This is a genomic window from Streptomyces sp. NPDC036815, from assembly GCF_055609205.1.
Map to the genome: position 1 here is coordinate 391,528 of NZ_JBVJPW010000004.1, position 23,537 is coordinate 415,064.

At 71.3% G+C, this 23,537-nt stretch carries 19 protein-coding genes; 12 read left to right on the forward strand and 7 right to left on the reverse strand.

Annotated features, from left to right (window positions below):
- The first annotated feature begins 193 nt into the window (after positions 1 to 193).
- From ACZ69I_RS12755 to ACZ69I_RS12790, 8 genes are all read left to right on the forward strand, one after another.
- Entirely contained in the window at positions 194 to 1,258 is a 1,065-nt protein-coding gene (locus tag ACZ69I_RS12755; RefSeq protein WP_470831981.1) for a phytanoyl-CoA dioxygenase family protein, read from the forward strand.
- Positions 1,240 to 2,559, forward strand: a complete 1,320-nt coding sequence (locus ACZ69I_RS12760; protein ID WP_470831982.1) for a DUF6271 family protein — start codon at positions 1,240 to 1,242, stop codon at positions 2,557 to 2,559. The genes ACZ69I_RS12755 and ACZ69I_RS12760 overlap by 19 nt, the downstream gene beginning before the upstream one ends.
- An 8-nt stretch (positions 2,560 to 2,567) precedes the next feature.
- Positions 2,568 to 3,788 (forward strand): type III PLP-dependent enzyme, encoded by a 1,221-nt coding sequence (locus ACZ69I_RS12765; RefSeq protein ID WP_470832063.1) that lies wholly within the window; start codon positions 2,568 to 2,570, stop codon positions 3,786 to 3,788.
- Entirely contained in the window at positions 3,785 to 4,405 is a 621-nt protein-coding gene (locus ACZ69I_RS12770) for a GNAT family N-acetyltransferase (RefSeq protein WP_470831984.1), read from the forward strand. The genes ACZ69I_RS12765 and ACZ69I_RS12770 overlap by 4 nt, the downstream gene beginning before the upstream one ends.
- Positions 4,383 to 5,579 carry an MFS transporter gene (locus tag ACZ69I_RS12775; RefSeq protein WP_470832065.1) on the forward strand — a complete coding sequence of 399 codons (1,197 nt, stop codon included), beginning with the start codon at positions 4,383 to 4,385 and terminating at the stop codon, positions 5,577 to 5,579. The genes ACZ69I_RS12770 and ACZ69I_RS12775 overlap by 23 nt, the downstream gene beginning before the upstream one ends.
- Positions 5,580 to 5,745: 166 nt before the next feature.
- On the forward strand, positions 5,746 to 6,660 hold the full coding sequence (locus ACZ69I_RS12780; protein ID WP_467679800.1) for an AurF N-oxygenase family protein: 915 nt from the start codon (positions 5,746 to 5,748) through the stop codon (positions 6,658 to 6,660).
- 33 nt (positions 6,661 to 6,693) lie between these two features.
- On the forward strand, positions 6,694 to 8,376 hold the full coding sequence (locus tag ACZ69I_RS12785) for an FAD-dependent oxidoreductase (protein ID WP_470831987.1): 1,683 nt from the start codon (positions 6,694 to 6,696) through the stop codon (positions 8,374 to 8,376).
- A 502-nt stretch (positions 8,377 to 8,878) separates the two neighbouring features.
- Positions 8,879 to 9,796: a DUF5829 family protein gene (locus ACZ69I_RS12790; protein ID WP_470832067.1), complete on the forward strand. Its 918-nt coding sequence runs from the start codon at positions 8,879 to 8,881 to the stop codon at positions 9,794 to 9,796.
- Positions 9,797 to 9,847: 51 nt separating this feature from the next.
- Here the strand turns inward: ACZ69I_RS12790 and ACZ69I_RS12795 are convergent, their stop codons facing one another.
- A complete protein-coding gene (locus ACZ69I_RS12795) occupies positions 9,848 to 11,236 on the reverse strand; it encodes an aminopeptidase P family protein (protein WP_467679795.1) in 1,389 nt (462 codons plus the stop codon).
- Positions 11,237 to 11,648: 412 nt separating this feature from the next.
- Here ACZ69I_RS12795 and ACZ69I_RS12800 point away from each other — a divergent pair, with 412 nt between their 5' ends.
- Complete coding sequence (locus ACZ69I_RS12800; protein WP_467679793.1) at positions 11,649 to 12,965, forward strand: phosphatase PAP2 family protein; 1,317 nt, start codon at positions 11,649 to 11,651, stop codon at positions 12,963 to 12,965.
- Between the two features lie 82 nt (positions 12,966 to 13,047).
- Here the strand turns inward: ACZ69I_RS12800 and ACZ69I_RS12805 are convergent, their stop codons facing one another.
- The 5 genes from ACZ69I_RS12805 to ACZ69I_RS12825 all read right to left on the reverse strand — a co-directional run bounded on the left by ACZ69I_RS12805 (position 13,048) and on the right by ACZ69I_RS12825 (position 17,427).
- The gene (locus tag ACZ69I_RS12805; RefSeq protein WP_470831988.1) at positions 13,048 to 13,584 is read right to left on the reverse strand and encodes a glycine-rich domain-containing protein; all 537 of its coding nucleotides are present in this window, start codon (positions 13,582 to 13,584) and stop codon (positions 13,048 to 13,050) included.
- A gap of 16 nt (positions 13,585 to 13,600) precedes the next feature.
- Complete coding sequence (locus ACZ69I_RS12810; RefSeq protein WP_470831989.1) at positions 13,601 to 14,818, reverse strand: phenylacetate--CoA ligase family protein; 1,218 nt, start codon at positions 14,816 to 14,818, stop codon at positions 13,601 to 13,603.
- Between the two features lie 102 nt (positions 14,819 to 14,920).
- Positions 14,921 to 15,079, reverse strand: coding sequence for a hypothetical protein (locus ACZ69I_RS12815; protein WP_361722876.1), 159 nt, complete (start codon positions 15,077 to 15,079; stop codon positions 14,921 to 14,923).
- Between the two features lie 130 nt (positions 15,080 to 15,209).
- Positions 15,210 to 16,730 (reverse strand): SulP family inorganic anion transporter, encoded by a 1,521-nt coding sequence (locus ACZ69I_RS12820; RefSeq protein WP_470831990.1) that lies wholly within the window; start codon positions 16,728 to 16,730, stop codon positions 15,210 to 15,212.
- Positions 16,731 to 16,785: 55 nt separating this feature from the next.
- Complete coding sequence (locus ACZ69I_RS12825; RefSeq protein ID WP_467679785.1) at positions 16,786 to 17,427, reverse strand: carbonic anhydrase; 642 nt, start codon at positions 17,425 to 17,427, stop codon at positions 16,786 to 16,788.
- 374 nt (positions 17,428 to 17,801) lie between these two features.
- Here ACZ69I_RS12825 and ACZ69I_RS12830 point away from each other — a divergent pair, with 374 nt between their 5' ends.
- On the forward strand, positions 17,802 to 18,353 hold the full coding sequence (locus ACZ69I_RS12830; RefSeq protein ID WP_470831991.1) for an AAA family ATPase: 552 nt from the start codon (positions 17,802 to 17,804) through the stop codon (positions 18,351 to 18,353).
- A gap of 45 nt (positions 18,354 to 18,398) precedes the next feature.
- On the opposite strand, the gene ACZ69I_RS12835 is transcribed toward ACZ69I_RS12830, so the two are convergent.
- Positions 18,399 to 20,183 carry a coagulation factor 5/8 type domain-containing protein gene (locus ACZ69I_RS12835; protein ID WP_470831992.1) on the reverse strand — a complete coding sequence of 595 codons (1,785 nt, stop codon included), beginning with the start codon at positions 20,181 to 20,183 and terminating at the stop codon, positions 18,399 to 18,401.
- Between the two features lie 413 nt (positions 20,184 to 20,596).
- Between ACZ69I_RS12835 and ACZ69I_RS12840 the strand changes: the two genes are divergently transcribed.
- Positions 20,597 to 21,697 carry a DUF1996 domain-containing protein gene (locus ACZ69I_RS12840; RefSeq protein ID WP_470831994.1) on the forward strand — a complete coding sequence of 367 codons (1,101 nt, stop codon included), beginning with the start codon at positions 20,597 to 20,599 and terminating at the stop codon, positions 21,695 to 21,697.
- A gap of 46 nt (positions 21,698 to 21,743) precedes the next feature.
- Positions 21,744 to 23,501 carry a discoidin domain-containing protein gene (locus ACZ69I_RS12845; protein ID WP_470831996.1) on the forward strand — a complete coding sequence of 586 codons (1,758 nt, stop codon included), beginning with the start codon at positions 21,744 to 21,746 and terminating at the stop codon, positions 23,499 to 23,501.
- Positions 23,502 to 23,537: the final 36 nt, after the last annotated feature.

Below are 23,537 nucleotides of genomic sequence, written 5' to 3' on the forward strand. Positions count from 1 at the left end.
TAAATGTCGCTCTTTTCCCTGCCAAGGCGCCCAATTCAATTGTTGACACGGGTAGTTGGTCTAGTCCATTTTGGTGGGACGCAAGTTCGACAGGGGGCGGGTGTGAACGCGCTGCCCCGGCGCGCCCGAAGGGGCCGCCGCCCCGGCGTGGAGTCCTGCCGCCGGACGACAGAACCGAACCTTGGAGCACCACATGCCAGCGAGCGACGCCTACCTCCATCGCGCCCCCTCCGCCGTCCCCTACTTCAGCGCGGACGGCGACACGTACCTCGCGCGGACCCAGCTGCGCGACCTCGAGAAGACCCGCCCCCTGCGGGTGCTCTCCGAGGAGGACTTCGCCTTCTGGCAGACGTACGGCTACGTCGTCGTGAAGCAGGCGATACCCACCGAGGCCGCGAAGGACCTGCTCGACTTCGCCTGGGAGTTCCAGGGCCTGGACCGCGGCCGCCCGGACACCTGGTACGAGGAGCGCGAGTTCCGCTCCGACCTCGACCGCGAGCTGCACGTCTACGGCTTCGTCGAGGCCTACCACCACCAGCTCATCTGGGACAGCCGCCAGGCGCAGCGGGTCTACGACGCGTTCGTCGACGTATGGGACTGCGAAGAGCTCTGGGTGACCCTCGACCGGCTCAACCTCAACCCGCCCAACGTCAGGAACCGCTCCCGCTCCCTGATCGCGCCCACGGAGCGCGGGTTCGACATCAACCTGCACTGGGACGTCGACACCACGCTCGGCGTGCTGCCCCAGCGCGTACAGGGGATCATCGCCCTGGACGACACCCGCCAGGACCACGGCGGCTTCCAGTGCTGCCCCGAGCTGTTCCGCCGCTTCGACCGGTGGAAGGCCCTCCAGCCCGACGGCCGCGACCCCATCCGCCCGGCGATCGACCGGGACGAGATGCCCGTGGTCCGGCCGGAGCTCGAAGCCGGTGACCTGCTCATCTGGAACGGCCTGCTGGCGCACGGCGTGGCCCCCAACACCTCGGAGAACGGCGTCCGGGCGGTCCAGTACCTCTCGATGATGCCCGCGCTCGAGACCCACGAGGAGCTGCGCCGCTCGCGCGTCGACTCCTGGCAGAACCTGAGCACGCCGCAGTGGAACGCCACGCTCCTGGGAGACGCCCAGAAGCACGAGTCGCTCCGGTACGGCACCGCCGCGCTCAACGACCTGGGCGCCAAGCTGCTCGGCCTCAAGTCCTGGAACGGCCGCCCCTTCGACGAGTCGAACGGGGACGCCGCATGCGCCGAATCTGCCTGACGCTCCCCACCAACCGGGCCTGCCCGCAGACCATCGCGGCGATCGGCGAGGAAGCGGCCTACGCGGCCGCGCACTTCGACGTCGAGGCGCACCTGCTGATCCTGGACTCCTCCGACACCGCCACGTTCGCCGCACACGCCCGGGCCGTTCAGGCCCTGCCCCAGCTGCCGGGCGTCGTCGTACACCACCTCGACGAGCAGGCCCAGCGCGCCTTCCTGCGCCGGGTGATCGGCGGCGCCGGGGTCGCCAAGCCCGAGCTGATGCTTGACCTGATGCTCCCCGACGGCGTCTCCTACGGCGCGTGCACCAACCGCGCCTTCCTCATCGGCGCCGCCCTCGGCTGCGAGTCCGTGCACCGCAGGGACTCCGACAGCCACTACCAGGCGGTCGACGGCGAGCCCGTCTTCCCCGTCCACCACGAGCTGATGTCGCTCGGCAGGCCCGCGGCCGATGCCGCGCCCGGCGTCACCGAGAACACCCTCGACCCGCGCCACGCACACAAGCGCGTGGCGATGGTCGGCAGCTCCTTCGTGGGCGAACTCTCCGTGGACATCGGCGAGATCCAACGGCTCGACCCGGACGTGTACTACGACGTGGTCAGCCTCTGGGCACCCGGCCACTGGTCCGACGGCGAGAAGCGGGCACTCGTCGACGACTCCTTCCGGGGCGCCGGTTCCGACCCGTTCGTACGCGACCACGCGACGCTGACCCTCGTCGACCCGATGCGTGTCGACATGTGCAACATCAGCTTCCACGGCGTGCACGAGAGCGTGCCGCTGCCGCCCGCCACCGACACCATCGGCAGCGACTACTTCCTCATCCACCTGGTCCACGACGCCGCACTGCCCGGTGTCCTGCACAACCGCAACATCGTCAACTTCTACACCGCGGAACGCAGGACCGACGCGGGCTTCCTCGCGTACCAGACGCGCTTCGTGAAGTTCTTCCTCTCGATGCTCTACTTCAACCACATCTACGACCGGATGACCGCGGCCGGTGAAGGGCTCCTCGACGACCGGGGGAACGTCCGCGCCGACGTCATCGCGGAGTTCGCCCGCGAGAGCACCCGGCTCGACCGGGCGGAGAACCTCCGGCGCCTCGACCGCGTCGACACCGCCTACCGCACGCTCGGCGGCCGGTACGCCGACTTCGCCGACCACCTGGCCGGGCGCCGCGAGCGGCTGCTCGACGAGGCACGGAGCGACATCGAGGACTTCGCGCTGCTGACCGAGGCGTGGGCACCCCTGGTCCGCGCGAGCAAGGACGCCGGTCCGCTCCTGACGGCGGGGAACCCGGCGTGAGCGCGACGATGACGCACGAGACGCGGGGGGCCGACGGCACGGAGCCCGGCCTCGACAGCCCCCGGCTCCTCGACGCCCTGGCGGCCGCCACCGAGGACCGCGTCGTCTTCGACCTCCCGGGCATCGAGGAGCGCTACCACACGCTGCGCCGCGAACTCCCCGGCGTGGCCGTCCGCTTCGCCATGAAGGCCTGCCCCGTCGACGAGGTCCTCGACCGCCTGGCGCGGATCGGCTCCGGAGTCGACGCGGCAGGACCCGCCGAGGTGGAACAGGCGCTGCGGGCCGGGGTGCCGGTCGAGCGCATGCACTACGGCAACACCGTCAAGTCCGACCGGAACATCGCCGACGCCTTCCGGCTCGGCATCCGCGACTTCGCGACGGACAGCCTGGAGGACGTGCGGGCCATCGCCGCGCACGCCCCGGGCAGCCGCGTGTTCTGCAGGCTCGCGACCACCGGCGAGGGGGCGCTCTGGGGGCTCAGCAACAAGTACGGCTGCTCGCCCGAGGACGCCGTGACGGTGCTGGAGACGGCGCGCGAACTGGGGCTGACGCCCGCCGGTCTCTCCGTGCACGTCGGCTCCCAGCAGATGACGGCCGACGCCTGGCAGGGCGCCATCGACCGCATCGCCGACGTCCTTGCCGCGCTTGCCGGGCGCGGCATCCGGCTGGACCACGTCAATCTCGGCGGCGGTCTGCCCGCCCTCGGCTACCGCGACAAGTTCGGCACGCGGCTCGACCCGCCGCTGGACAAGATCTTCACCGTCATCCGCGAGGGCATGGCACGCCTGGGCGCGCTCCCCGGCCATCGGCTCGCCTTCGTCGTGGAACCCGGCCGCTACCTCGTCGCCGACCAGGGCGCCATCCGCGCGCACGTCTCCCGGCTCGCGGCCCGCCGCCGACCGGACGGTGAGCGCCAGTACTGGCTCTATCTCAGCTGCGGCAAGTTCAACGGCCTCTACGAGATGGACCAGTTGCAGTACCGCCTGGTCTTCCCCGCGCATCCCGACGCACCGTCCGTCCCCGCCGTGATCGCGGGCCCCACCTGCGACAGCGACGACGCCTTCTCCCACGAGGACGGCCTCGTCGAGGTGCCCGGGACGCTCGCGTCGGGCGACCCGGTCTGGGTGCTCTCCTGCGGCGCGTACGCGACCAGCTACATGACGCGGGGCTTCAACGGCTTCAGCCCCCTGCCCCACACCTGGATCGACGGCGCGGGCGGCGACGCATGACCGAGGAGATACGCGTACGCCGCATCGCCGACGGGGACTGGGAGTCCATCGTGGCGCTGGAGTCCCGCGCCTACGAGCCGCTCGGCCTCTCGGAGGGGCGGCCCGCGCTGGAGTCCCGGGTGCACGCGTCCCCGGAGACGTGCTTCGCGCTGGACCTGGGAGGGCAGTTGGCGGGCTACCTGCTCGCCCTGCCGTACCCGGAGTCCACCTACCCGGAGCTGGGCGGGAGCGAGCGGGCCGCGCCGCGGCCCTCGCGCAACCTGCACCTGCACGACATCGTCGTCGCGGAGCACCTGCGCCACCGCGGCCTCGCGCGGCACCTCCTGCGGCGCCTCACGGAGACGGCCCGCTCGCACGGGTACGAGCAGATCTCCCTGATCGCGGTCGGGGGCAGCGAGACGTTCTGGTCGGGCCGGGGCTTCACCGCGCGCCGCGGGGGGCCGCCGCCGACCGGTTACGGCCCGACCGCCGTGTACATGTCGCGGCCGCTGCCCGGTGTCCCGCCCCCGCGCACAGGAACGGAAGCAGCACGTGAGCGCGACACAGAACCGGCGCGACATGTACGACCAGCACGAGAAACAGAGAAGTGGGCTGATGCGGGTGCTCCGCTTGCGTGATCCTTTCCACCGCGGCCAGTTGGCGATCGCAGCGCTGTTCTGCTCGCTGGGCTTCCAGTACGCCACCTGGGCGGCGCGGATCCCCGCCATCAAGACGGACCTCGGCCTGTCAGCGGCGGAGGTCGGCGTGCTCCTGATGGCCGCCGGCATCGGCGCGGCCGTGTCGTTCCCCATCGTGGCGGTGCTGATGCGGCGCCTCGGCTCGCAGCGCCTCGCGCTGCTGTCGGCGCTCTGCCTCGCCCTGCTCCTTCCGGCGCTCGCCGCGGCGCCCAACTACTCCGTCGCCCTCCTCGTCATGTGCGTCGACGGCGTCCTCGTCGGCTGTCTGAACGTCGCCATGAACGCGCAGGGAGCCGAGCTCGAAAGCCGCTACGAGCGCAACGCCATGGCACGCCTGCACGCGACGTTCAGCGGCGGTTCGCTGCTCGCCGCGCTGCTCGCCTCCGGGATGAACGCGGTGACCTCGGCGGTGGCCGCGCACTTCGCGGTGGCCGCGCTGCTGCTGCTCCTGCTGGTGGCCTACGCCAGGACGGGCCTCCTGACCGAGCGACCCGCCACCGAGGCGGCCGAGAAGACCGAGGGGAAGGCGGCGGAAGAGCAGAAGGCGGCGAAGAAGAAGAGCTGGACCGCGCCGTCCCGCATGACGCTGTGGATGTGTGTCGCCATGGCGTTCGGCACGGTGACCGAGGGGGCCATGAACGACTGGTCGGCCCTCTACCTCAAGGACGTGGCCGACGCGTCCGCCGAACTCGCGCCGCTCGGCATCGCCGTCGTCTCGGGAATGATGGTCGTCGCCCGCCTCTTCGCCGACGGCTGGCGCAGCCGCTGGGGCGACGGCAGGATCGTCCTGTCCGGGAGCGTCCTGGCCGGGGCCGGTCTGGCTCTGGCCCTGCTCAGCGGCGGTCTGGTGCCGGCGCTGCTCGGCTTCGCCTGCGTCGGCCTCGGCATCGCCGCCGTCACCCCGTGCGTCTATGTGGCCGCGGCGGGCCAGGGTTCCGACTCGCTGACCCTGGTCGCCGCCATGGGCACCACGGGTCTGCTCGCGGGCCCGCCGCTCATCGGCTTCATCGCGCACGCGAGCAGTCTCGTCTGGGGTCTTGCCGCCGTCGCGGCGTCCGCCCTTGTCGTGTCGGCGTGCAGTACGCGGATCCGGTGGCCCGCGACGAGCGGCTGACCGTCGCGGAAGCGACCCGACCTGCCCTGTCGAATCTCGTACTTACTCGAGGGTAGGCGGACCCGACCCCCTTGTTATACATTCCGTCTAACAAGGGGGTCGCGGCCCGCCGTGCCACAGGGTGCCGTGCCCGCTGCCCGGACGTCTGAAGCCAAGGAGTCGCAGCATGGCAAGCAGCACTGTTCGCCCGAGCACTCAGGGCGGTTCCCCGGAGGGCGATGTCGCCCGGCGGCTGCTGGACTCGGCCGCCGTGCTGGCGTACGACCCGGCGACCGAGGTCGACTGGGAGACGCCGCTCGACCGCGCGTACCACGGCGCGAGCCCGGAGTGGAGCACGCTCTACGGCACCGCCTACTGGCAGGAACTGACCGAGGAGCAGCGCAAGGAGCTGACCCGGCAGGAGGCCGCCTCGGTGGCCAGCACGGGCATCTGGTTCGAGATGATCCTGCAGCAGATGGTGCTCCGCGACGTCTACGCCAAGGACCCGACGGGCACCGAGGTCCAGTGGGCCCTGACGGAGATCGCCGAGGAGTGCCGCCACTCCATCATGTTCGCCCGCGGCGCCGAGAAGCTCGGCGCGCCCGCCTACCGGCCGCGCCGCTGGGCCATCGAACTGGGCAGGGTCTTCAAGTCGGTTGCCTTCGGCGAGGCCGCGTACGCGGCGATCCTGGTGGCCGAGGAGGTCCTCGACGTCATGCAGCGCGACTGGATGCGCGACGAGCGCGTCGTGCCCTTCGTCCGCACCATCAACAACATTCATGTCGTCGAGGAGTCGCGGCACATGAAGTTCGCCCGCGACCAGACGCGCAAGCGGCTCGCGGGCGCGGGCCGGGCGCGCCGCGAGCTCAACGCCCTGGTGGTGGCCATTGCCTCGTACGTCATCGTCACCAGCATGGTGAACCGCAAGGTGTACGCGAACGCCGGGCTCGACGAGGAGCGCGCGCTCGCCGAGGCGAAGGCCAACGAGCACCACAAGTCCATGATGCGGTCGAGCTGTTCGGGGCTGATGGAGTTCCTCGCCTCGTGCGGTCTGCTCACCAAGCCGGCGCTGGTGTTCTACAAGCGCGCCCACCTCATCTGAGCCGACGGACCCGAGCGAGCTGAGCCGACGGCCATGACCTACGCCATCACGCAGACCTGTTGCAGCGACGCCACGTGCGTCGCCGTGTGCCCGGTCAACTGCATCCATCCCACGCCGCAGGAGCGGGCGTTCGGCAGCACCGAGATGCTGCACATCGACCCCGGGACCTGCATCAGCTGCGGCGCCTGCGCCGACGCCTGCCCCGTCGACGCGATCTTCCCGGCGGACAGCCTGCCCGCCGCGCAGCGGGAGTACGCCGAGATCAACGCGGCGTACTACGACCGCGATCCGGCGCCCGGGACGTCCGGAGCCGCGCCCGGGGCGCCCGCCCCCGGGCCCGAGGGGCCGAACTTCCACACCTGGGGCGAGCCGTCCTTCCCGCGCGTGCTGCCGTCGGACTTCGCACCGCTGAAGGTCGCCGTCGTCGGGACGGGACCCGCCGGGATGTACGCGGTGCAGGATCTGCTGCTGCACACCAGCGCCGAGGTGACGCTGATCGACCGGCTGCCGGTGGCCGGCGGCCTGGTGCGCTACGGCGTGGCGCCGGACCACCCGGCGACCAAGAAGGTCGGCGAGACCTTCGCCCGCTTCCACACGCACCCGCGGGTGCGGATGCACCTGGGCCTCGAGGTGGGCACCGACGTCACCCCGCAGGAGATCGCGGACCACCACGACGCGGTGATCTACGCCGTGGGCGCGTCGGCGGACCGCCGACTGTCGATCCCCGGCGAGGAGTTGCCCGGCAGCATCTCCGCGCGGGCCTTCGTCGCCTGGTACAACGCCCACCCGGACGCGGCACCGGACGGCATCGACCTGTCGGCCGAGCGCGTGACCGTCGTCGGCAACGGCAACGTCGCCCTGGACGTGGCCAGGATCCTGCTCGCCGACCCCGGCACGCTCGCCCGCACCGACATCGCCGACCACGCGCTGCGGGCCCTGCGCGAGAGCAAGGTGCGCGAGGTGGTCCTGCTCGCGCGGCGCGGCCCCGAGGACGCCGCGTACACCAGGTCCGAGCTGCTTGCCCTCAAGCACCTGCCGGACGTGGAGCTGACGGTCGACGACCACGACCCGCGCGTCGCCGCCGCCGTCGACGCCGCCCGCGCGACGGACAAGGCGGCGGTCCTGCGGGGCGTCGCACGCATCCGGCCCGACTGGGAGCGGGAGCCCGCGCCCGGCCGCAGGATCGTGCTGCGCTTCTTCTGCGAACCCGTCGAAGTCCTGGGCGCGGGCCGGGCCGAGGCCGTGCGGGTGGCCGCGGACACGGGGGAGCGGACGATACCGGCGGGCCTCGTCCTGCGCGCCATCGGCTACCGTGGCGTGCCCGTCGCCGGACTGCCCTTCGACGAGTCCGACGGCACCGTGCCCCACGAGGGCGGCAGGGTCGACGGGCGGCCGGGCACGTACGTCGTGGGGTGGATCAAGCGGGGCCCCTCCGGCGGCATCGGCGCCAACCGCACCTGCGCCGCGGAGACGGTCTCCACCCTCCTCGCCGACGCGGTCGCGGGCACGCTCCCCGCCCCGCGACAGGGACCGAAGGCGTTCCACCGGCTGGCCCGGCGCCGCAACCGGCACGTGATCGACGCGCGCGGCCTCGCCGCCATCGAGCGGGCCGAGGTCACGCGCGGGCGGAGTGCGGGGCGCCCGCGGGTCAAGCTGGCCACCGTGGCCGAACTCGTCTCCACGGCGAGGGCGGGCCGGGGCGTGCTGTCGCGCTGACGGGACGTCCACCGCCCTCCGGGTCCGCGCCGCGCGCAGCCCCGGACGGGCATGCCCCCACCGCCTCCCGCGACCGCAGGAGCACGCTGCTCGGCGGATGACCGCGCCCACAGCGTACGCCCCGGAAACGGCTCCCGGCAGGCGAACGCGGGGGCCCGCCGTGCGGCGGGGCACAGCAGAAGGCCCGGCCTCCGTCACGGAGGCCGGGCCTTCTGTCACGAGCGCTGGGCAGGCCTTGCACCTGCATCTCCCCACAGGAAGTGGGGCGCCTTTCCTTGGACCACCAACGCCGGGCCCGGCACCGTCTGTTCGGCGGCGAGCACAAGATCGACTCTACCCCACGGCGCGGGCGGGAGCGAAATCCGCGGCGGGCGACGACGGCACCGGACCCCCGTCGGAAATCTCCCACCGGGCTCCCCGGAGTCCCCTCGTCCGCGCTCGCGCCCGCTCTACCATCGCCTGCATGTTGCTGCTGCGCCGGAAGTCACGCATGCTCACGGCCCTGGTCGTGGCGCTCGCCGCCGCGCTGGTCTGGGCGGTCCAGGGGAGTGCCCACGCGGCCCCGGCCGACGGGGACCCGCCCGCGCCCGGCCGCCAACTCCTCTTCTTCAACCACGCGTACGGAATCCTTGACCGGGAGACCGCGGACGCCATCGAGCACTCCGCCTACCTCCGTGACTTCGCGAACTTCCAGGTCCGCACCACGACCGGGTCCGACGGGCAGACCTGGACCGGCCGCTACCTGATGGGCCGGGAGACCTACGTCGAACTGTTCGGGGTCGGCGATCTGCCGGGCAGGGACGGCAAGTCCGGAGCGGGTGGGATGGGCGTCTCCGTCGAGCGGGCGGGCGACCTGGCGACGGCGCGCCGGCGGCTCGTGGACCTGGGCGTCACTCCAACCGACTTCCTCCAGACGCGCGACTTCGGCGACGGCGTCCCGGTGCCGTGGTTCGACGGCTTCTTCGCCATCGCCGCCGACCAGTACGACTCCTTCGGCGCCTGGTCGATGGAGTACCGGCCGGAGTACTTCGCCGACCCGCGCGGCAGGACCGAGCCCGCGCGTCACCCTGGGGACGTCGGCCGCGAGCGCTACCTGAGCGACGACTACCGCAAGCACCTCATGCGCGACGTGACGTCCGTGCGCATCGCCGCCACACCGCGCGACATCGACAGCACGGTGCCGCTGTTGCGGGCGGGCGGATTCGACGTCCGGCCCCTGCCGGGCGGCGGCGCCGTCGCGCTGCGGGGCGGCACCACGGTCCGGTTCGACGCGACACCGCGCGAGGAGGCCGGTCTCCGGGAGATCACCTTCTCGCTCAACCGGCCCGTGGCCCACCGCCACGAGGAGCGGATCGGCCGGTCGACGCTCACCGTGGGCCCCGGCGCGGGCGCCAAGTGGACGTTCGACAGGGCCCATTGAGCGAATGCGGCAGCGCGGGAACCATGCGGTGCCGGATCGGGCAGTGCCTGATCAGGCGGAGCCGTCGAGGAGGCCGCCCATCCACTCCTCGACGCCCGCGACGGTCCGCGGCAGCGCGCCCGAAAGCAGTCGGGCGCCCTGCGAGGTGATGACGAGGTCGTCCTCGATCCGCACGCCGATGCCGCGCAGCTCGGCGGGGAGCGTCTCGTCGTCCGGCTGGAGGTAGAGGCCGGGCTCCACGGTGAGCACGTGACCCTCCTCGAGGACGCCGTCCAGATAGGTCTCGGCCCGTGCCTTCGCGCAGTCGTGCACGTCGAGCCCGAGCATGTGACCGCTGCCGCACAGCGTGTAACGGCGGTGCAGGTCACCCGTCGCGTCCTTGAGCACGCCCCACTCGGCGAGCCCCTCCGCCACGACCCGCATGGCGGCCCGGTGGAAGTCCCGGAAGCGCGCCCCCGGCCGCAGCGCCGCGATCCCCGCCTCCTGGGCGGCCAGCACCAGCTCGTACACCTGCCGCTGGACGGGGGAGAAGCGGCCGGAGAGCGGCAGGGTGCGGGTGATGTCGGCGGTGTAGAGGCTGTCCGTCTCCACGCCCGCGTCAAGGAGGAGGAGCTCGTCCGGGTCGAGCCGTCCGTCGTTGCGGATCCAGTGGAGGACGCAGGCGTGGGCGCCGGAGGCGGCGATGGTCTCGTAGCCGGTGCCGTTGCCCTCGGCGCGGGCGCGCAGTCCGAAGGTCCCCTCAAGGAGACGCTCGCCACGCCGGTGCGTGAGGGCACCGGGCACGGCCCGCACCACGTCCTCGAACCCGGCGACGGTGTGGTCGACGGCGAGCTGCAGTTGCGCGACTTCCCAGGAGTCCTTGACGAGACGCAGCTCGGAGAGGGCCGCGGCGAGTTCGGGGTCGCTCGCGGCGTTGCGCCCGGTCGGTGAGCCGAGGCTCTCCAGGTGGGCGCAGCGGATTCCGGTGAGCCGTTCCGCCTCGGCGAGGTCGGGGCGGCGGCCGACCCAGAACTCGCCGTAGCGCCGGTCCCGGTAGAACTCCTCGTCGCCCGCGGTGCGCGGGGAGCGCGGCCGTATGTGGAGCACCGCCTCGTGTGCGTGCGGTCCCGAGGGTTCGAGGACCAGTACGGAACCCGCCTGGTCCTCCCCGGTCAGGCCGGTCAGCCAGGCGTACGCGCTGTGCGGGCGGAAGCGGTGGTCGCAGTCGTTGGAGCGGACCGTGAGCTCGCCCGCCGGGATGATCAGCCGCTCGCCGGGGAAGCGGGCGGAGAGCCGGGCCCGGCGCGCCGGGGTGACCGCGTACGCGTCGACGCGAGCGGAGTCCGGGAGAGCGGTCGGGGCCCAGGAGGCCGCCATGAAACGGGACAGCTCGGCCGAGACGGCCGGGTCGTGGCTGCCGGTGTGGAGCGACGGAGCGGGGCGGGTGCCGGATGCGGTCACGAGGACTCCCTGGAGACAACGCGAACGGAGGCCCGGAGGCCGGTCAGTAAAATGTCACATTACTATGACGCGGCCCTTCCGGGGCCTCCTGGACGGCAGTAAATCCGGCTGGGGCCAGGGGAGTTGAGGTCCGCGACGGGCTGCCTCCGGGGCATATCCGCCCGCTCGGCCGGACGGGTGACCGGACCGGCGGCCGATGCCCGTACGGAGTGCTCTCCGTACCGCCCGTGACCAGCGGAACCCAGTCCCCGCCGCTCCGATAGCATGCTCAAACTTGCCGGCCGATCGTCCTCATCGACCGGAAGCATGCCATCCGGCACGAAGAGCGACGTTTTTAGTAGATATCTAACAAATCGGCCAAAAATTGAAATCCATAGCATCGCGGGTCTTTCCGCGAATAGACGGCAGAAAGATGTTGGCCGCGTGGCGTCAGCCCCGGGCGCTCCTGTGGACCGCCGCGGTCGTGGTGGCCCTCGGATTCCTGGTCGCGCTCGAGATCGCCGCGCGCCACTACGGCGTGGCGGGACCGATCACCAACCAGGGGCGCGAGGTGATCTTCGCCCCGAAGTCGGGTCCGCTCCTCTACGCCAGCATGGCGTTGATGATGGTGGTGCTCACCTGGCGCGAACGGTTCATCGCCACCGGTGTCGCGGTGGGCATCGACGTCGTCTTCTTCCTGGTCCGGTGGATCGTCGGCGCCGACATGATGTTCGGCAACGGCGCGCTGTGGGTGATCCTCGGCTATGGATTCATCGCTCTCACGCGCCGCACCGGCCAGGAACGGATCCTGCTCCTGAAGGGCGTCGGCCTGGGCCTGCTCCTGGTGGCCGGGCGCAAGACCGGTGACGCCTGGCTGCTCATCACCTGGAAGACCCGCCCGACGGTGCTCGACCAGTACGTGGCGACCGCCGACCACGCCCTGGGCAACCCCTCGTGGGTGGTGGGCCGCATGGTCGAGGCCACCGGCTCGGTGGGCACGCACGTCCTCGAGTGGGTCTACATCCAGCTCGCGGTCGCCGCGGTGGCCGTCGCGCTCTACCAGCTGCGGCACGTCGCGACCGAGCGCCGGTTCCCCGGGCACCACCTGGTGCGCACCTTCCTGGTCATCGGTCTGCTGGGGCCGGGCATCTACATGCTCTTCCCGGTGGTCGGGCCGGTCTTCGCCTACGGTCCCGGCGCCTCCGGGACCGGTGGCGTGCAGTGGGCGGTGGCCGATCTGTGGCCGCACACGGCGCCGACGATCGCCGTGCCGCACCAGATGACGTACGACGACCTCACCCCGCGCAACTGCATGCCCAGTCTGCACACGGCATGGGCCACCACGATCTTCATCCACTCCCGGAGAGGTCCGCGGTACCTGCGCTACGCGGGGGCCTTCTGGCTGCTCGCCACGCTCGGCGCCACCCTGGGCTTCGGCTACCACTACGGCGCGGACATCATCGCGGGCGTGGTGTTCGCGGTCACGATCGACGCGGCGCTGCGCGCGCACGACCGCGGCTGGGACCGGGCGGGGATCCAGCTGGTCACCCATGGGGCGACGGTCTTCGTCGCGCTCCTGGTGTCGTACCGCTTCATTCCGCTGGAGATGGCCAGGCACCCCTGGGTGTTCGGACCGCTCCTCGTCCTGGCGACGGTCTCGGTGGTGCACAGCTATACGCGGACCACGAAACTGTGGGATCCCAAGACGGTGCCCGCCAAGCCACTGGAGCCACAGCCCGAACTGGTGTGAGCGGTTCCGCACGAGGACACGGCACGAACAGACGGAACGAGCGCCTCCCCGACGTGGGGGAGGCGCTCGGCCCGTTCACGGGCTAAGCGCTCGCCGACCCCTCGGCCAGGGAGGCGATCTCCGACAGGGACAGCTGCAGCTCGTCGTGCAGGAACCGCACGACCGTCCAGTGCGGGAGCGCCTCGTCGTCGTAGGGGCCGAACGACGCGGTGTAGAGCGGCAGCCACCGCAGCGCCTCCTCCGCGGCCGTCTCGCGCCCCGGCGCCTGCTGGTAGGCGTCGTAGGAGACGCTCCGGTGGTGGATGAAGTGACCACCGGGCAGCCGCTGTTCGCACAGCTCGCGGTACTCGCGGGTCTGGAGGATGAGGTAGTGCCAGATCTCGTCGATGTCCTGCTCGACGGGGAGGAAGAGGCCGCCGAGCCGGTCGGGGTGGCGGGAGACCAGGTAGAGGTAGCGCAGACACTCGCGGACCTGGTGCGTGACGTACGAGGCATCCGGGGCGCCGGGCCTCGCGGCGAAATGCTGGACGACCTCATCGTGCAGATCCGCGCCGAGCAGTTCCTCGGCGGTCGGGGTCCGGGCGGCGGTGGCGGGCGCGGACGGTGCGGGTGCGGGCATGTCTGGTCCTCGGGGGCTAGGGCGTGGTCAGCCAGGCGTACTTGCCGGAGCGGCCGATCGGGACGTGGGCGCGGTGCTCCACGCGGCAGGACCGGCCGGTCAGCGCGGTCACCGAGGCGGCCAGCGCGGTCTCCTCGGTGGGGGCGAGCGGCTCGCCGTCGAAGGTCGTGCACCACAGCACGCACCGCCCTTCGCCGGTCAGCCGCAGCTGGTGCAGGAAGACGTGCGGGGACGCGGCGGTGACGCGCGCGTCGAGATCGGCCTGCGCGACCGGCCCGTCGGGCGTGGGCAGCAGCTCCTTCTCGCGGCCGCAGAAGGACTCGATCCGCTCCGGGTCGGCGCTGCCGTCGCGGGTGCGGACGCAGTCGCCCGACCGGTAGCGGACGAGCGGCATGTACGGGTTTCGCACGCTGGTGACGATGAGGCTGTGGATGCCGCTGCCCGGCTCCACCGGGATCAGCTCCACGCTCATGTCGTGCAGGTAGGGGCGGTAGCGGCCGTCCTCGTCGCTGTAGAAGAGGTAGCCGAGCTCGGTGCTGCCGAAGAGGTCGACGACGGGGCAGTCGAAGTGGGCCCGCAGATACGCGCGGACGTTCAGCGGCGTGTACTCGTAGGCGTGGACGATGCCGGCGGGGCGCGGGAAACGGTCCCACAGGTCCCACTCGTCGACCCTGCGCACCAGGTGCGCCAAGTGGTATCCGGAGCAGTCCAGGAGATACGCGCCGCGGGGGTGCGCGGCGCTCACCTCGCGGATCTCGGCGAGCATCCGGTCGACCTCGGCGCGGTCCCAGCCGGCCGGGTCCAGTCCGCGGTTGAGGTACAGGGTGCGGTCGTCGAGCCAGCGCTCGCCCGGTGTCGCGCCCGGCTTGCGGGCGTTGACGCGGGCGACGTGCTCGGTGGCGAGGACGGTGGTCAGCGAGATCCGCCGGGCGCCCTCGTGCCAGAGGGCGCCGAGGTCGGGGTGCTCGCTCCACAGCCGGTAGTAGGAGCGGAGCAGGAAGTACGGCGGCCGGATGAGCCGCATGCGGGCGTGGTTGGTCCCGGTGGACAGGACGAACTCGGCCTCGCCCGTCTCCAGGGCGCGGGCCAGCTCCGGGGTCATCCAGTTGTCGGGGAAGTCCCTGGCGATCTCCGGCTTCTCGAGGATGGGGAAGTCGCCGCGTTCGACGGACGCGCGGTAGACGGGGATGTCCCGGATCCGGTCCAGGACGTCGGCGCTCGGCAGGCGGTTCAAGAGGGCTCCGGTGCGGGGCAGGGGGGGGCGGGGTACCGAGGGGCGGGGGCGGTGGCCGCGGCCGATGGCGCCGTGGCCGCCGCCCCCTGCCGGGTCAGCGGGTCAGGAGATGCAGCCGGTCTTCCCGGTGGCGCTGATGCAGCCGCTCTTCGGCGTGGCGCTGATGCAGCCGTCCTTGGAGCCCGCGCCCTGGGCCGAGTTGACCGCGACCCACTTCTGCCACACGGACTCCTGCGTCATGCGCTTGATGAGCTGTTCCACGGTGAAACCTCCATGGTTGATCGGCACTCCGTGCCGAGGGGGTGGGACACCGGGGGCCGGGCGTTCGGTGCCGGGCCCCCGGAGCGGGGGAAGATCGGTGAACGGCGAGCGGTGGCGGTGCGGGAGGGCGTCAGGCCCTGGCCACCGGAAGCGTCTTCATCCGTACGGCTTCGGTACCGCTGTCGTTGTGCCGCAGCGCCCAGTTCTCCAGCGTCGTGCGGCAGGCGTGGTCCAGGTGGCGGACCTCGGTGAGGTCCAGCTCTATCGGCCGGTCCTGGGGCATGGCCTCGAGCGTCTCCAGGATGCGGGGCAGCCGCAGGAACGTGGCGTTCCCCGTGAGGGTCACGACCATCCGACCGTCGGTCAACTCCCTTACGTCCAGCTGGACATGGGAGGTGTCCCAGGCGGACTTGACCACGGCGAGCACCAGGCCGAGCACCACGCCTTCGAACATGTTGGTCACCACGATGGCGATCGCCGTGACGCTGAGGACGACCGCCTCGCCGCGGTGGGCGCGGGCGAGCGGGACGATCTCCTTGACCGGGATCAGCTTGCAGCCCGCGTGCACCAGGACACCGGCGAGCGCCGCCAGCGGGATGATGCCGAGGGCGGACGGCAGGAGCACCGCGAAGAGCAGCAGCCACGCGCCGTGCAGGATCCGGGAGAGCGGAGTGCGGGCGCCTGCCTGGACGTTGGCGGAGCTGCGGACGATCACCGCGGTCATCGGCAGGGCTCCGAGCACACCGCACACCGTGTTGCCGACGCCCTGCGCGACGAGTTCCTTGTCGTAGTGCGTACGGGGACCGTCGTGCATGCGGTCCACGGCGGCGGCGCTGAACAGCGACTCGGCGGACGCGATCAGGGTGAACGCCAGGACGGTGCCGAGGACGGCCACGGTGCCCAGGTCCGCCAGGTCGCCGAGGCCCGGCGGCTGGATGGCGTCGACCATGCCGCGCACCGACACGTTCGCCACGTCGAGGTGGAGTCCGGCGGCCACGGCGGTGGCGAGCGCGACGGCGGCCAGTGGGGCGGGCACCACGCGCGCCGCCGCGGGCAGCTTCGGCCACAGGACGAGGACGCCGATCGTGCCGAGGCCGATGGCCGCGGCGGTCAGCGACGTGGTGTCCTGGACGGTGTCGGCGAGCAGCCCGGGCAGTCCGGTGATCTTGTCGACGCCGGAGAGCGGCTGCTTCGCACCGGCCATGGTGTAGAGCTGGCCGAAGATCAGGACGAGCCCGATGCCCGCCAGCATGCCCTGGACGACGGACACCGAGATGGCGCGGAACCACCGGCCGCAGCGCAGCAGGCCGAGGGCTATCTGCAGCGCGCCGGTGAGCAGCACGATCGCGCCGAGCATGCTGAGCCCGAATTCGCGCACCGCTTCGAAGACGAGCACGGTCAGGCCGGCGGCGGGGCCGCTCACCTGCAGGGCGCTGCCCGGCAGGAAGCCGACGACCAGACCGCCGACGATGCCGGTGACCAGGCCGAGTTCGGCGGGTACGCCGGAGGCGACCGCCACGCCGACGCACAGCGGCAGGGCGACCAGGAAGACGACGAGTGAGGCCAGGACGTCCCGGCGCGGCACGCCCGGTTCGCGCAGGGCGCCGAAGGGCGTGGGGCGGGGGGATGGGGGTGAGCTGAGGGAGGACATGAGGGAGTGGGGGTCCTGTCGTGGGAGCGGGCCGGTCAGGAGGGTGCGGCGGCTCTCACAGCGGACCGAACGCCGCCCGGCCGCTGTCCGACGGACGGTGGGCGGTGACGGTGCCGGTGTGGACCTCGTAGTACCAGGCGTGCAGGGTCAGCGAGCCGTCCTCGGTCCGCTCCCGCACGCAGGGGTAGGCCCGCAGCCGCGCCACCTGCGCGAGCACGTGCGTCTGCACGGCTTCCGCCACGTCCGGCGAGGTGGGGGTGAGGGAGCGCAGGGCGTCGTCGGGGGCGACGGAGTGGTCGAGCCAGTCCCGCACGGCCGGTACGGCTGACAGGTCCTCGCCGCGCACCAGCGCGCCCACCGCGCCGCAGTGGGAGTGTCCGCAGACGACGATGTCGCGGACGCCGAGCACGCACACCGCGTACTCGATGGTGGCCGCCTCGCTCATGGGGCGGCCCGCGCGGTCGGTGGTGCCCCCCGCCGGGTAGGGCGGGACGACGTTGCCCGCCGTGCGGAGTTCGAAGAGCTCGCCGGGGCGGGCTCCGGTGATCAGGGCCGGCACGACACGTGAGTCGGAGCACGTGACGAACAGGGCTTCGGGTGACTGTCCGGTGCCGAGGGCTTCGAAGGCCGGGGCGTTCCGGGGGTCCGCCACGTGTGTCGCGGCGAACGAACGGGCGTTGTCGATCAGTGACTTCAAGGTGGCCTGCCTCCTGCGTCGCTGCGGCGGGGCCGGGACGCGGTGTGGTCGGGTCGACGGTGAACAGTGACAGCCTGGGCGGCCGCCGTGTCCATCACTTTGCCATCGCATTACGGTTGGATGTCAGGGCAAAATTCTGCCAAAGATTGGGTAATTAGCGCCCCTCAACCGGGAATTGATTCGGCAATCAACCGTCGGGTGAAGACCTGGATGCACAATGTGTGGGGTATGTGAAGCAATTCTGTTTGCGCCGGTGCGAAAAGGAGTGGGGCGACCGGGAGGCCGTTGTTACGATCCCGGCGTCGGCCCCCGCGCGGGGGCCGCCCGACCGGGTTCACGGGACCTCGACCAGGCGCACAAGGAGCAGCGGAGACATGCCGGACACGTCGTTCCAGGGTCAGACCGTCGACGCCGAACCGGCCCCGTACGTATTCCTCGTCGTCGGCATTCCGGGGTCCGGCAAGAGCTCCGTGTCGGCGGCCCTGGCCCGCCGGTTCCCGCTCGGTGCGCACATCGAGGGCGACCACCTCCAGGAGCTGATCGTGTCCGGCAGCCGGCTGCCCACGCCGGAGGAGGACCGGGAGGCGGACCGCCAACTGCTGCTCCGCGCACGCAACGGCGCCGTCCTGGCCCGCAGCTTCCACGCCGCGGGGGTCGTCGCGGTCATCGACGACGTGGTCGTACGGCGCGCGCACCTGGAGTTCTACCGGGAGCAGCTCAAGGGCCTGCCGCTGCGGCTGATCGTGCTCGCGCCCTCGATGGAGGCCGTCTCCGGGCGGCTCACCGCGCGCGACAAGGTCCTCGCGGACGACTGGTCGTTCCTGGACGAGGCGCTGCGCGCCGAACTCGCGGGCGAGGGCGAGTGGTTCGACAGCTCCGAGCTGTCGCTGGACGAGACGGTCGACGCGATCCTGGCGAACGCCTGAGGGCGGCCCGGCCGGTGCCGGGCCGCCCTCAGGCGCATGATCCGGTCACGGATAGGAGACCACCGTCGACGGCACGGTGGAGGTTCCCGAGGTGGCGGCGCCGGTGTCATTGATGACGTGCTCGTACTGGCCCTTGCCGCCCAGGGAGATGACCAGGAGGCCGTGGAACCTGACGCCCGGGACCTTCGGCGAGGCGAAGCCGTGGTCCTGCCGGATCGACGGGTCGGACGTGTAGTTGCAGTAGCTGCCGAGTCCCCAGCCCTCGTGGGACGTCACCGAGTTCTCGACCTTGTACGCGGCGAAGCCCTTGACGTTGCCGTCCTGGACGGCGGCCTGGTCGGGGGCGTCGTAGGCCTTCTCGTTCTGGAAGAAGACCGTGCGCCCGCGCTGGCCGAACCACTGCACGTCGTACTTGTTGAAGTGCTCGACGAACAGGCCGGTCGCCAGGACGTCGTCACCGTAGACGCGCACTCCGTAGTCGGCGCGGTTGGTCTCCCAGCCCACCCCGGCACCGTGGTCGGCGCGCCACACCCAGGTGTGGTCGATGATCGTGTGGCGGCTGTTGACCTCCATGCTGGTGGTGGCCTTGCCGGGGCCCGCGCCACCGATTCTGATGAACACGTCCTGGACGGTGATCGGGTTGGCGGAGTGGTCCCTGGTGGCGCCCCGGGGGCCGACCTGCAGCAGTACAGGGGAGTTGACGGGACCCGCGTCGACGAGGAACCCGGCGAGGCGTACCCCGTCCACGTCGGCGACCCTCATCGCGGACACGCCGCCGTCCGGGACGAGCGTGGCGTAGCCGAGACCGAGTACGACCGTTCCGGCACGGTTCACCTCGATGGCCCGGTCGAGGTGGTAGATGCCCGGCGTCAACAGCAGATCGAGCCCCTGGGCCAGGGCCGCGTTGATCGTGGCCGCGCTGGCGCCGGGCTTGGCCACGTAGAACTGGGAGAGCGGCAGGGACGTGCCGCGAGGGGTGCCGTTGCCCCAGGTCGTGCCGCGCGCACCGGTCCGCTTCTCCGGCAGGAACACCCGGTAGTTCGCGCCGTCGAGATACAGGAACGGCTTCTCGCGTGAGATCGGCGTGGTCTCCAGCGTGGTGTACGGCGGGTTGGGGAAGCTCTGCCCCGGCGCGCCCTGGACGCCCGAGAACACCATGTTCCAGACGGCGTTGACCCAGCCGCCCACGGAACTGTCCCGGGTGTACCACTGCTGCTGGGAGTAGGGGCCCACGCTGCCGTCGATCCGGCTGTCGGCGATGTAGCCGCCGCTGGCCCAGCCGTAGCCGTTGGGGGCGAGGTTGAGGCCGCCCCTGATGTGCATCCGGCGGAACGGAGCCGCCTGCGCCACGGCCCACCGGTTGGTGCCGTTGACCGGGGTGAGCGCGAGGTTCTCCGCCGAACGCCAGAAGTTCTGCGTCGCGTTGCCGTTGAACCAGCCGGCGTCGACCGTCACATCGCCGTTGATCGAGGTGTCGTCGGGGGAGAGGCCGAGGCCCGCGATCGAGGTGTAGAAGCCGAGTTGGGCGTTGAGCCCGTGGTACGTGCCCGGCTTGAACAGCAGCGCGTAGCGCCCGGTGCCGAACTGCGCGCTCTCCTGCTGCTTGAAGATCTCGTCGAGTCTCGCCTGGATGCCGGGCGTGGACGGCGAGAAGACGATCACGTTGGGGCCGAGGTCGCCGCCGCCGGGCAGCCGCACGGCCGAGTCCGGGGCCTCGGCCGGGTCGGAGGCCGGGGCCGAGGCCTGCGCGGCGGTGGGGGCGAGGCTCGCGGTGGCGGCCGAAGCGGCGATCGCGCCCAGCACGGTGCGGCGTGTGGGGGAGGTTGGCATGGGGCTCTCCTGTTTCAGGAAGTGAACGATCAGGGGCCTTGGGAGCGCTCTCTTGACCGGGAATAGTTCATCCGAGTGATGGGCGAGTCAAGAGGTAGCTCCGCGGATACGTGCGTTCTCGCTGATGGGGCATCAAAAAACGTGCGGAGGCCGCCCGTTGTCGTGCGGCGGCGGGCTCGCGGGGTCCCGGCGCGGGAGTCGTGCGGGGCGGATTGTGGACGCGGTGAAGCGTTCACTTTCTATTGACACGCTCACGCCAGGGCCGCAACACTCCGCAACGGGAGAGCGCTCTCCCGGGGCGTCACGGCGATCGGTGAAGCCCCTGTCCCGCGGACGGTGCCGGACGGTACGTCCCGTATTCCGCGCGGCCCGCCCCCCCACCGCAGTCCCCACCTACGTGGCAGGAGGTCTCCATGGCACGGAGATCGAAGATCATCTCAGGGTTACTGGTATCCGGCGCGCTCCTGGTGACCTCGCTGGGGGTGGGCGGCATGGCGGAGGGCGCCGACACCGCCCCCGCACCGGCGAGCGACTCCGCCGACGGACCGGCGCGGGCCGCGCACCGGGGCCACACCATGGCGGCGTCCACCGTCGCCGCGGCGGAGGACCACGACCGCGACGGCTTCATCCCGGCGACGTCACCGCTCACCGGCGTGACGCCGTCGGTGAAGGCGCCGCCGCACCGCTACTTCCACGAGTTCCAGGCCAACTGCTCGGTGACGCACACCAAGCCGGACGACCCGATCGTCTACCCGGGCCGGCCCGGCAAATCCCACGACCACACCTTCATGGGCAACACGACGACGGACGCCGCCAGCACCACGGATTCCCTGAAGAAGGGGAACACCGTCTGCAAGGCTCCCGGCGACAAGTCGGGCTACTGGATGCCCACGCTCTTCAACGGCAGCCAGCCGGTGCTGCCGATCGGCCCGCAGGTCATCTACTACAAGGCCGGCGTCACCGACTACACCAGCGTGCGGCCGTTCCCCGAAGGGTTGCGGTACGTCGTCGGCAGCCCGACGCAGAGCGCGGACGAGTTCCGCCACCACCCCGGCTTCGTGGAGGGCTGGGAGTGCGGTGAGAGCTTCTTCAACGTCGACATCCCCAAGAACTGTCCCACCACCGCGTCGACCCAGCTCAACATCCGCTTCCAGGCGCCGAGTTGCTGGGACGGCGTGCACCTGGACACACCGGACCACAAGAGCCACATGTCGTACCCCGCGGTGAAGGCGGGCACGAACGACAACATCTGCCCGGCGTCCCACCCGGTGGCGCTGCCGATGATCGAGTTCAAGATGGCGTTCCCCGTCAACGGCGACCTCTCGCAGGTGAGACTGGCGAGTGGCGCGGGCTACTCGTTCCACTACGACTTCTTCAACGCGTGGGACCCGGCGACGCTCAAGGCGCTGGTCGACCACTGTGTCGTCGGCGGGCTGCAGTGCGACGCCCGCGGGTACGACGAGACGCACCCGGAGGCAGGCGCGGCGCTCGACGAGAACTACGAACTGCCGTGAGCACTCCCGCCCGAACCTCGCCCCCACCCCCGTCAGGAGACCCCGCATGCCCACAGTCCGCACGTCCCGACCAGTGGGCCGACACCTGGCCGTGCCCCTCAGTGCCGCCCTGCTCGCCGCGGGCTGCCTCGCGCTGCCCGCACGGCAGGCCGAAGCCGCCGGCAGCGTGGTCGAGGTGAGCGGCTCCCAGGGCGACTGGCAGCTGTCGGCGAACGGCTCCCCCTACACGGTCAAGGGCCTGACCTGGGGCCCGAGTGTCGCCGACGCCGACGCGTACCTGCCCGACCTCACGTCCATGGGCGTCAACACCATCCGCACCTGGGGCACCGACGCCTCCAGCAAGCCGCTGCTCGACTCGGCCGCCGCCCACGGCGTCAAGGTGATCGCGGGCTTCTGGCTGCAGCCGGGCGGCGGCCCGGGAAGCGGCGGCTGTGTCAACTACCTGACCGACACCGCGTACAGGAGCCGGATGCTCGAAGAGTTCCCCAAGTGGGTGCAGACCTACAAGGACCACGCGGGCGTCCTGATGTGGAACGTCGGCAACGAGTCGGTGCTCGGACTGCAGAACTGCTACACCGGCGACGAGCTGGAGCGGCAGCGCGACGCCTACACCACCTTCGTCAACGACATCGCGAAGAAGATCCACTCCGTCGACCCGAACCACCCCGTCACCTCGACCGACGCGTGGACCGGCGCCTGGCCCTACTACAAGAGGAACGCGCCCGACCTCGACCTGTACGCCGTGAACTCCTACAACGCGGTCTGCGACATCAAGTCCACCTGGGAGCAGGGCGGTTACACGAAGCCGTACATCGTCACCGAGACCGGGCCCGCGGGGGAGTGGGAGGTCCCCGACGACGCCAACGGAGTCCCCGCGGAACTCACCGACCGGGCCAAGGCCGAGGGCTACACCAAGGCCTGGAACTGCGTCGCCGGCCACAAGGGCGTCGCGCTCGGCGCCACGATGTTCCACTACGGCACCGAGTACGACTTCGGCGGCATCTGGTTCAACCTGCTGCCCGCCGGTCAGAAGCGCCTCTCGTACTACGCGGTGAAGAAGGCGTACGGCGGCGACACCTCGCACGACAACACCCCGCCCGTCATCTCCGGGATGACCGTCGAGGGCGACGCCTCCAAGGTCCCCGCGGGCGGCACGCTCACCCTCGCCACGACGACCACCGACCCGGACGGGGACGCCCTCGGCTACGAGGTGCTCGGCAGCAGCATGTACATCGACAAGGACAAGAACCTGCGGCCACTGCGCTACACCGACGCGGGCTCCGGCCGCCTGAAGGTCACCGCGCCGGACCGCACCGGCGTCTGGAAGATCTACGTCAAGGTCACCGACGGCAAGGGCAACGTCGGCGTCGAGACGCGTTCGGTGCGCGTGGTGGCGCCGCCCGTCAACGGCACGAACATCGCCCTCGGCAAGCCCGCCACCGCCTCCTCCCACCAGACCGGCGGCGGCGACTGCCCCTGCACCCCCGCGGGCGCCGTCGACGGCAGGACGACCACCCGCTGGGCCAGCGACTGGAGCGACCCCCAGTGGCTCCAGGTCGACTTCGGCTCAAGCCGGTCGTTCCGGCACGTCCAGCTCAACTGGGAGACGTCGTACGCGAAGGCGTACACCATCCAGACCTCCGACGACGGGCGGAACTGGCGGACCGTCCACGAGGTGCGGGACGGCGACGGCGGCATCGACGACTTCGACGTCAGCGGCACCGGACGCTACGTACGCGTCAACGGCACCGTCCGGGGCACCGGATACGGCTACTCACTCTACGAGTTCGGCGTCTACGGCTGACCCTCCGTCCGTGACACGGCAGGTGGCGGGGGACAG

Excerpts from the sequence above, each read along its gene's own strand:
- ACZ69I_RS12755 (WP_470831981.1), top strand. The coding sequence starts at position 194 with ATGCCAGCGAGCGACGCCTACCTCCATCGCGCCCCCTCCGCCGTCCCC.
- ACZ69I_RS12760 (WP_470831982.1), top strand. The coding sequence starts at position 1,240 with ATGCGCCGAATCTGCCTGACGCTCCCCACCAACCGGGCCTGCCCGCAG.
- ACZ69I_RS12765 (WP_470832063.1), top strand. The coding sequence starts at position 2,568 with ATGACGCACGAGACGCGGGGGGCCGACGGCACGGAGCCCGGCCTCGAC.
- ACZ69I_RS12770 (WP_470831984.1), top strand. The coding sequence starts at position 3,785 with ATGACCGAGGAGATACGCGTACGCCGCATCGCCGACGGGGACTGGGAG.
- ACZ69I_RS12775 (WP_470832065.1), top strand. The coding sequence starts at position 4,383 with ATGCGGGTGCTCCGCTTGCGTGATCCTTTCCACCGCGGCCAGTTGGCG.
- ACZ69I_RS12780 (WP_467679800.1), top strand. The coding sequence starts at position 5,746 with ATGGCAAGCAGCACTGTTCGCCCGAGCACTCAGGGCGGTTCCCCGGAG.
- ACZ69I_RS12785 (WP_470831987.1), top strand. The coding sequence starts at position 6,694 with ATGACCTACGCCATCACGCAGACCTGTTGCAGCGACGCCACGTGCGTC.
- ACZ69I_RS12800 (WP_467679793.1), top strand. The coding sequence starts at position 11,649 with ATGTTGGCCGCGTGGCGTCAGCCCCGGGCGCTCCTGTGGACCGCCGCG.
- ACZ69I_RS12805 (WP_470831988.1), bottom strand. The coding sequence starts at position 13,584 with ATGCCCGCACCCGCACCGTCCGCGCCCGCCACCGCCGCCCGGACCCCG.
- ACZ69I_RS12820 (WP_470831990.1), bottom strand. The coding sequence starts at position 16,730 with ATGTCCTCCCTCAGCTCACCCCCATCCCCCCGCCCCACGCCCTTCGGC.
- ACZ69I_RS12830 (WP_470831991.1), top strand. The coding sequence starts at position 17,802 with ATGCCGGACACGTCGTTCCAGGGTCAGACCGTCGACGCCGAACCGGCC.
- ACZ69I_RS12835 (WP_470831992.1), bottom strand. The coding sequence starts at position 20,183 with ATGCCAACCTCCCCCACACGCCGCACCGTGCTGGGCGCGATCGCCGCT.
- ACZ69I_RS12840 (WP_470831994.1), top strand. The coding sequence starts at position 20,597 with ATGGCACGGAGATCGAAGATCATCTCAGGGTTACTGGTATCCGGCGCG.
- ACZ69I_RS12845 (WP_470831996.1), top strand. The coding sequence starts at position 21,744 with ATGCCCACAGTCCGCACGTCCCGACCAGTGGGCCGACACCTGGCCGTG.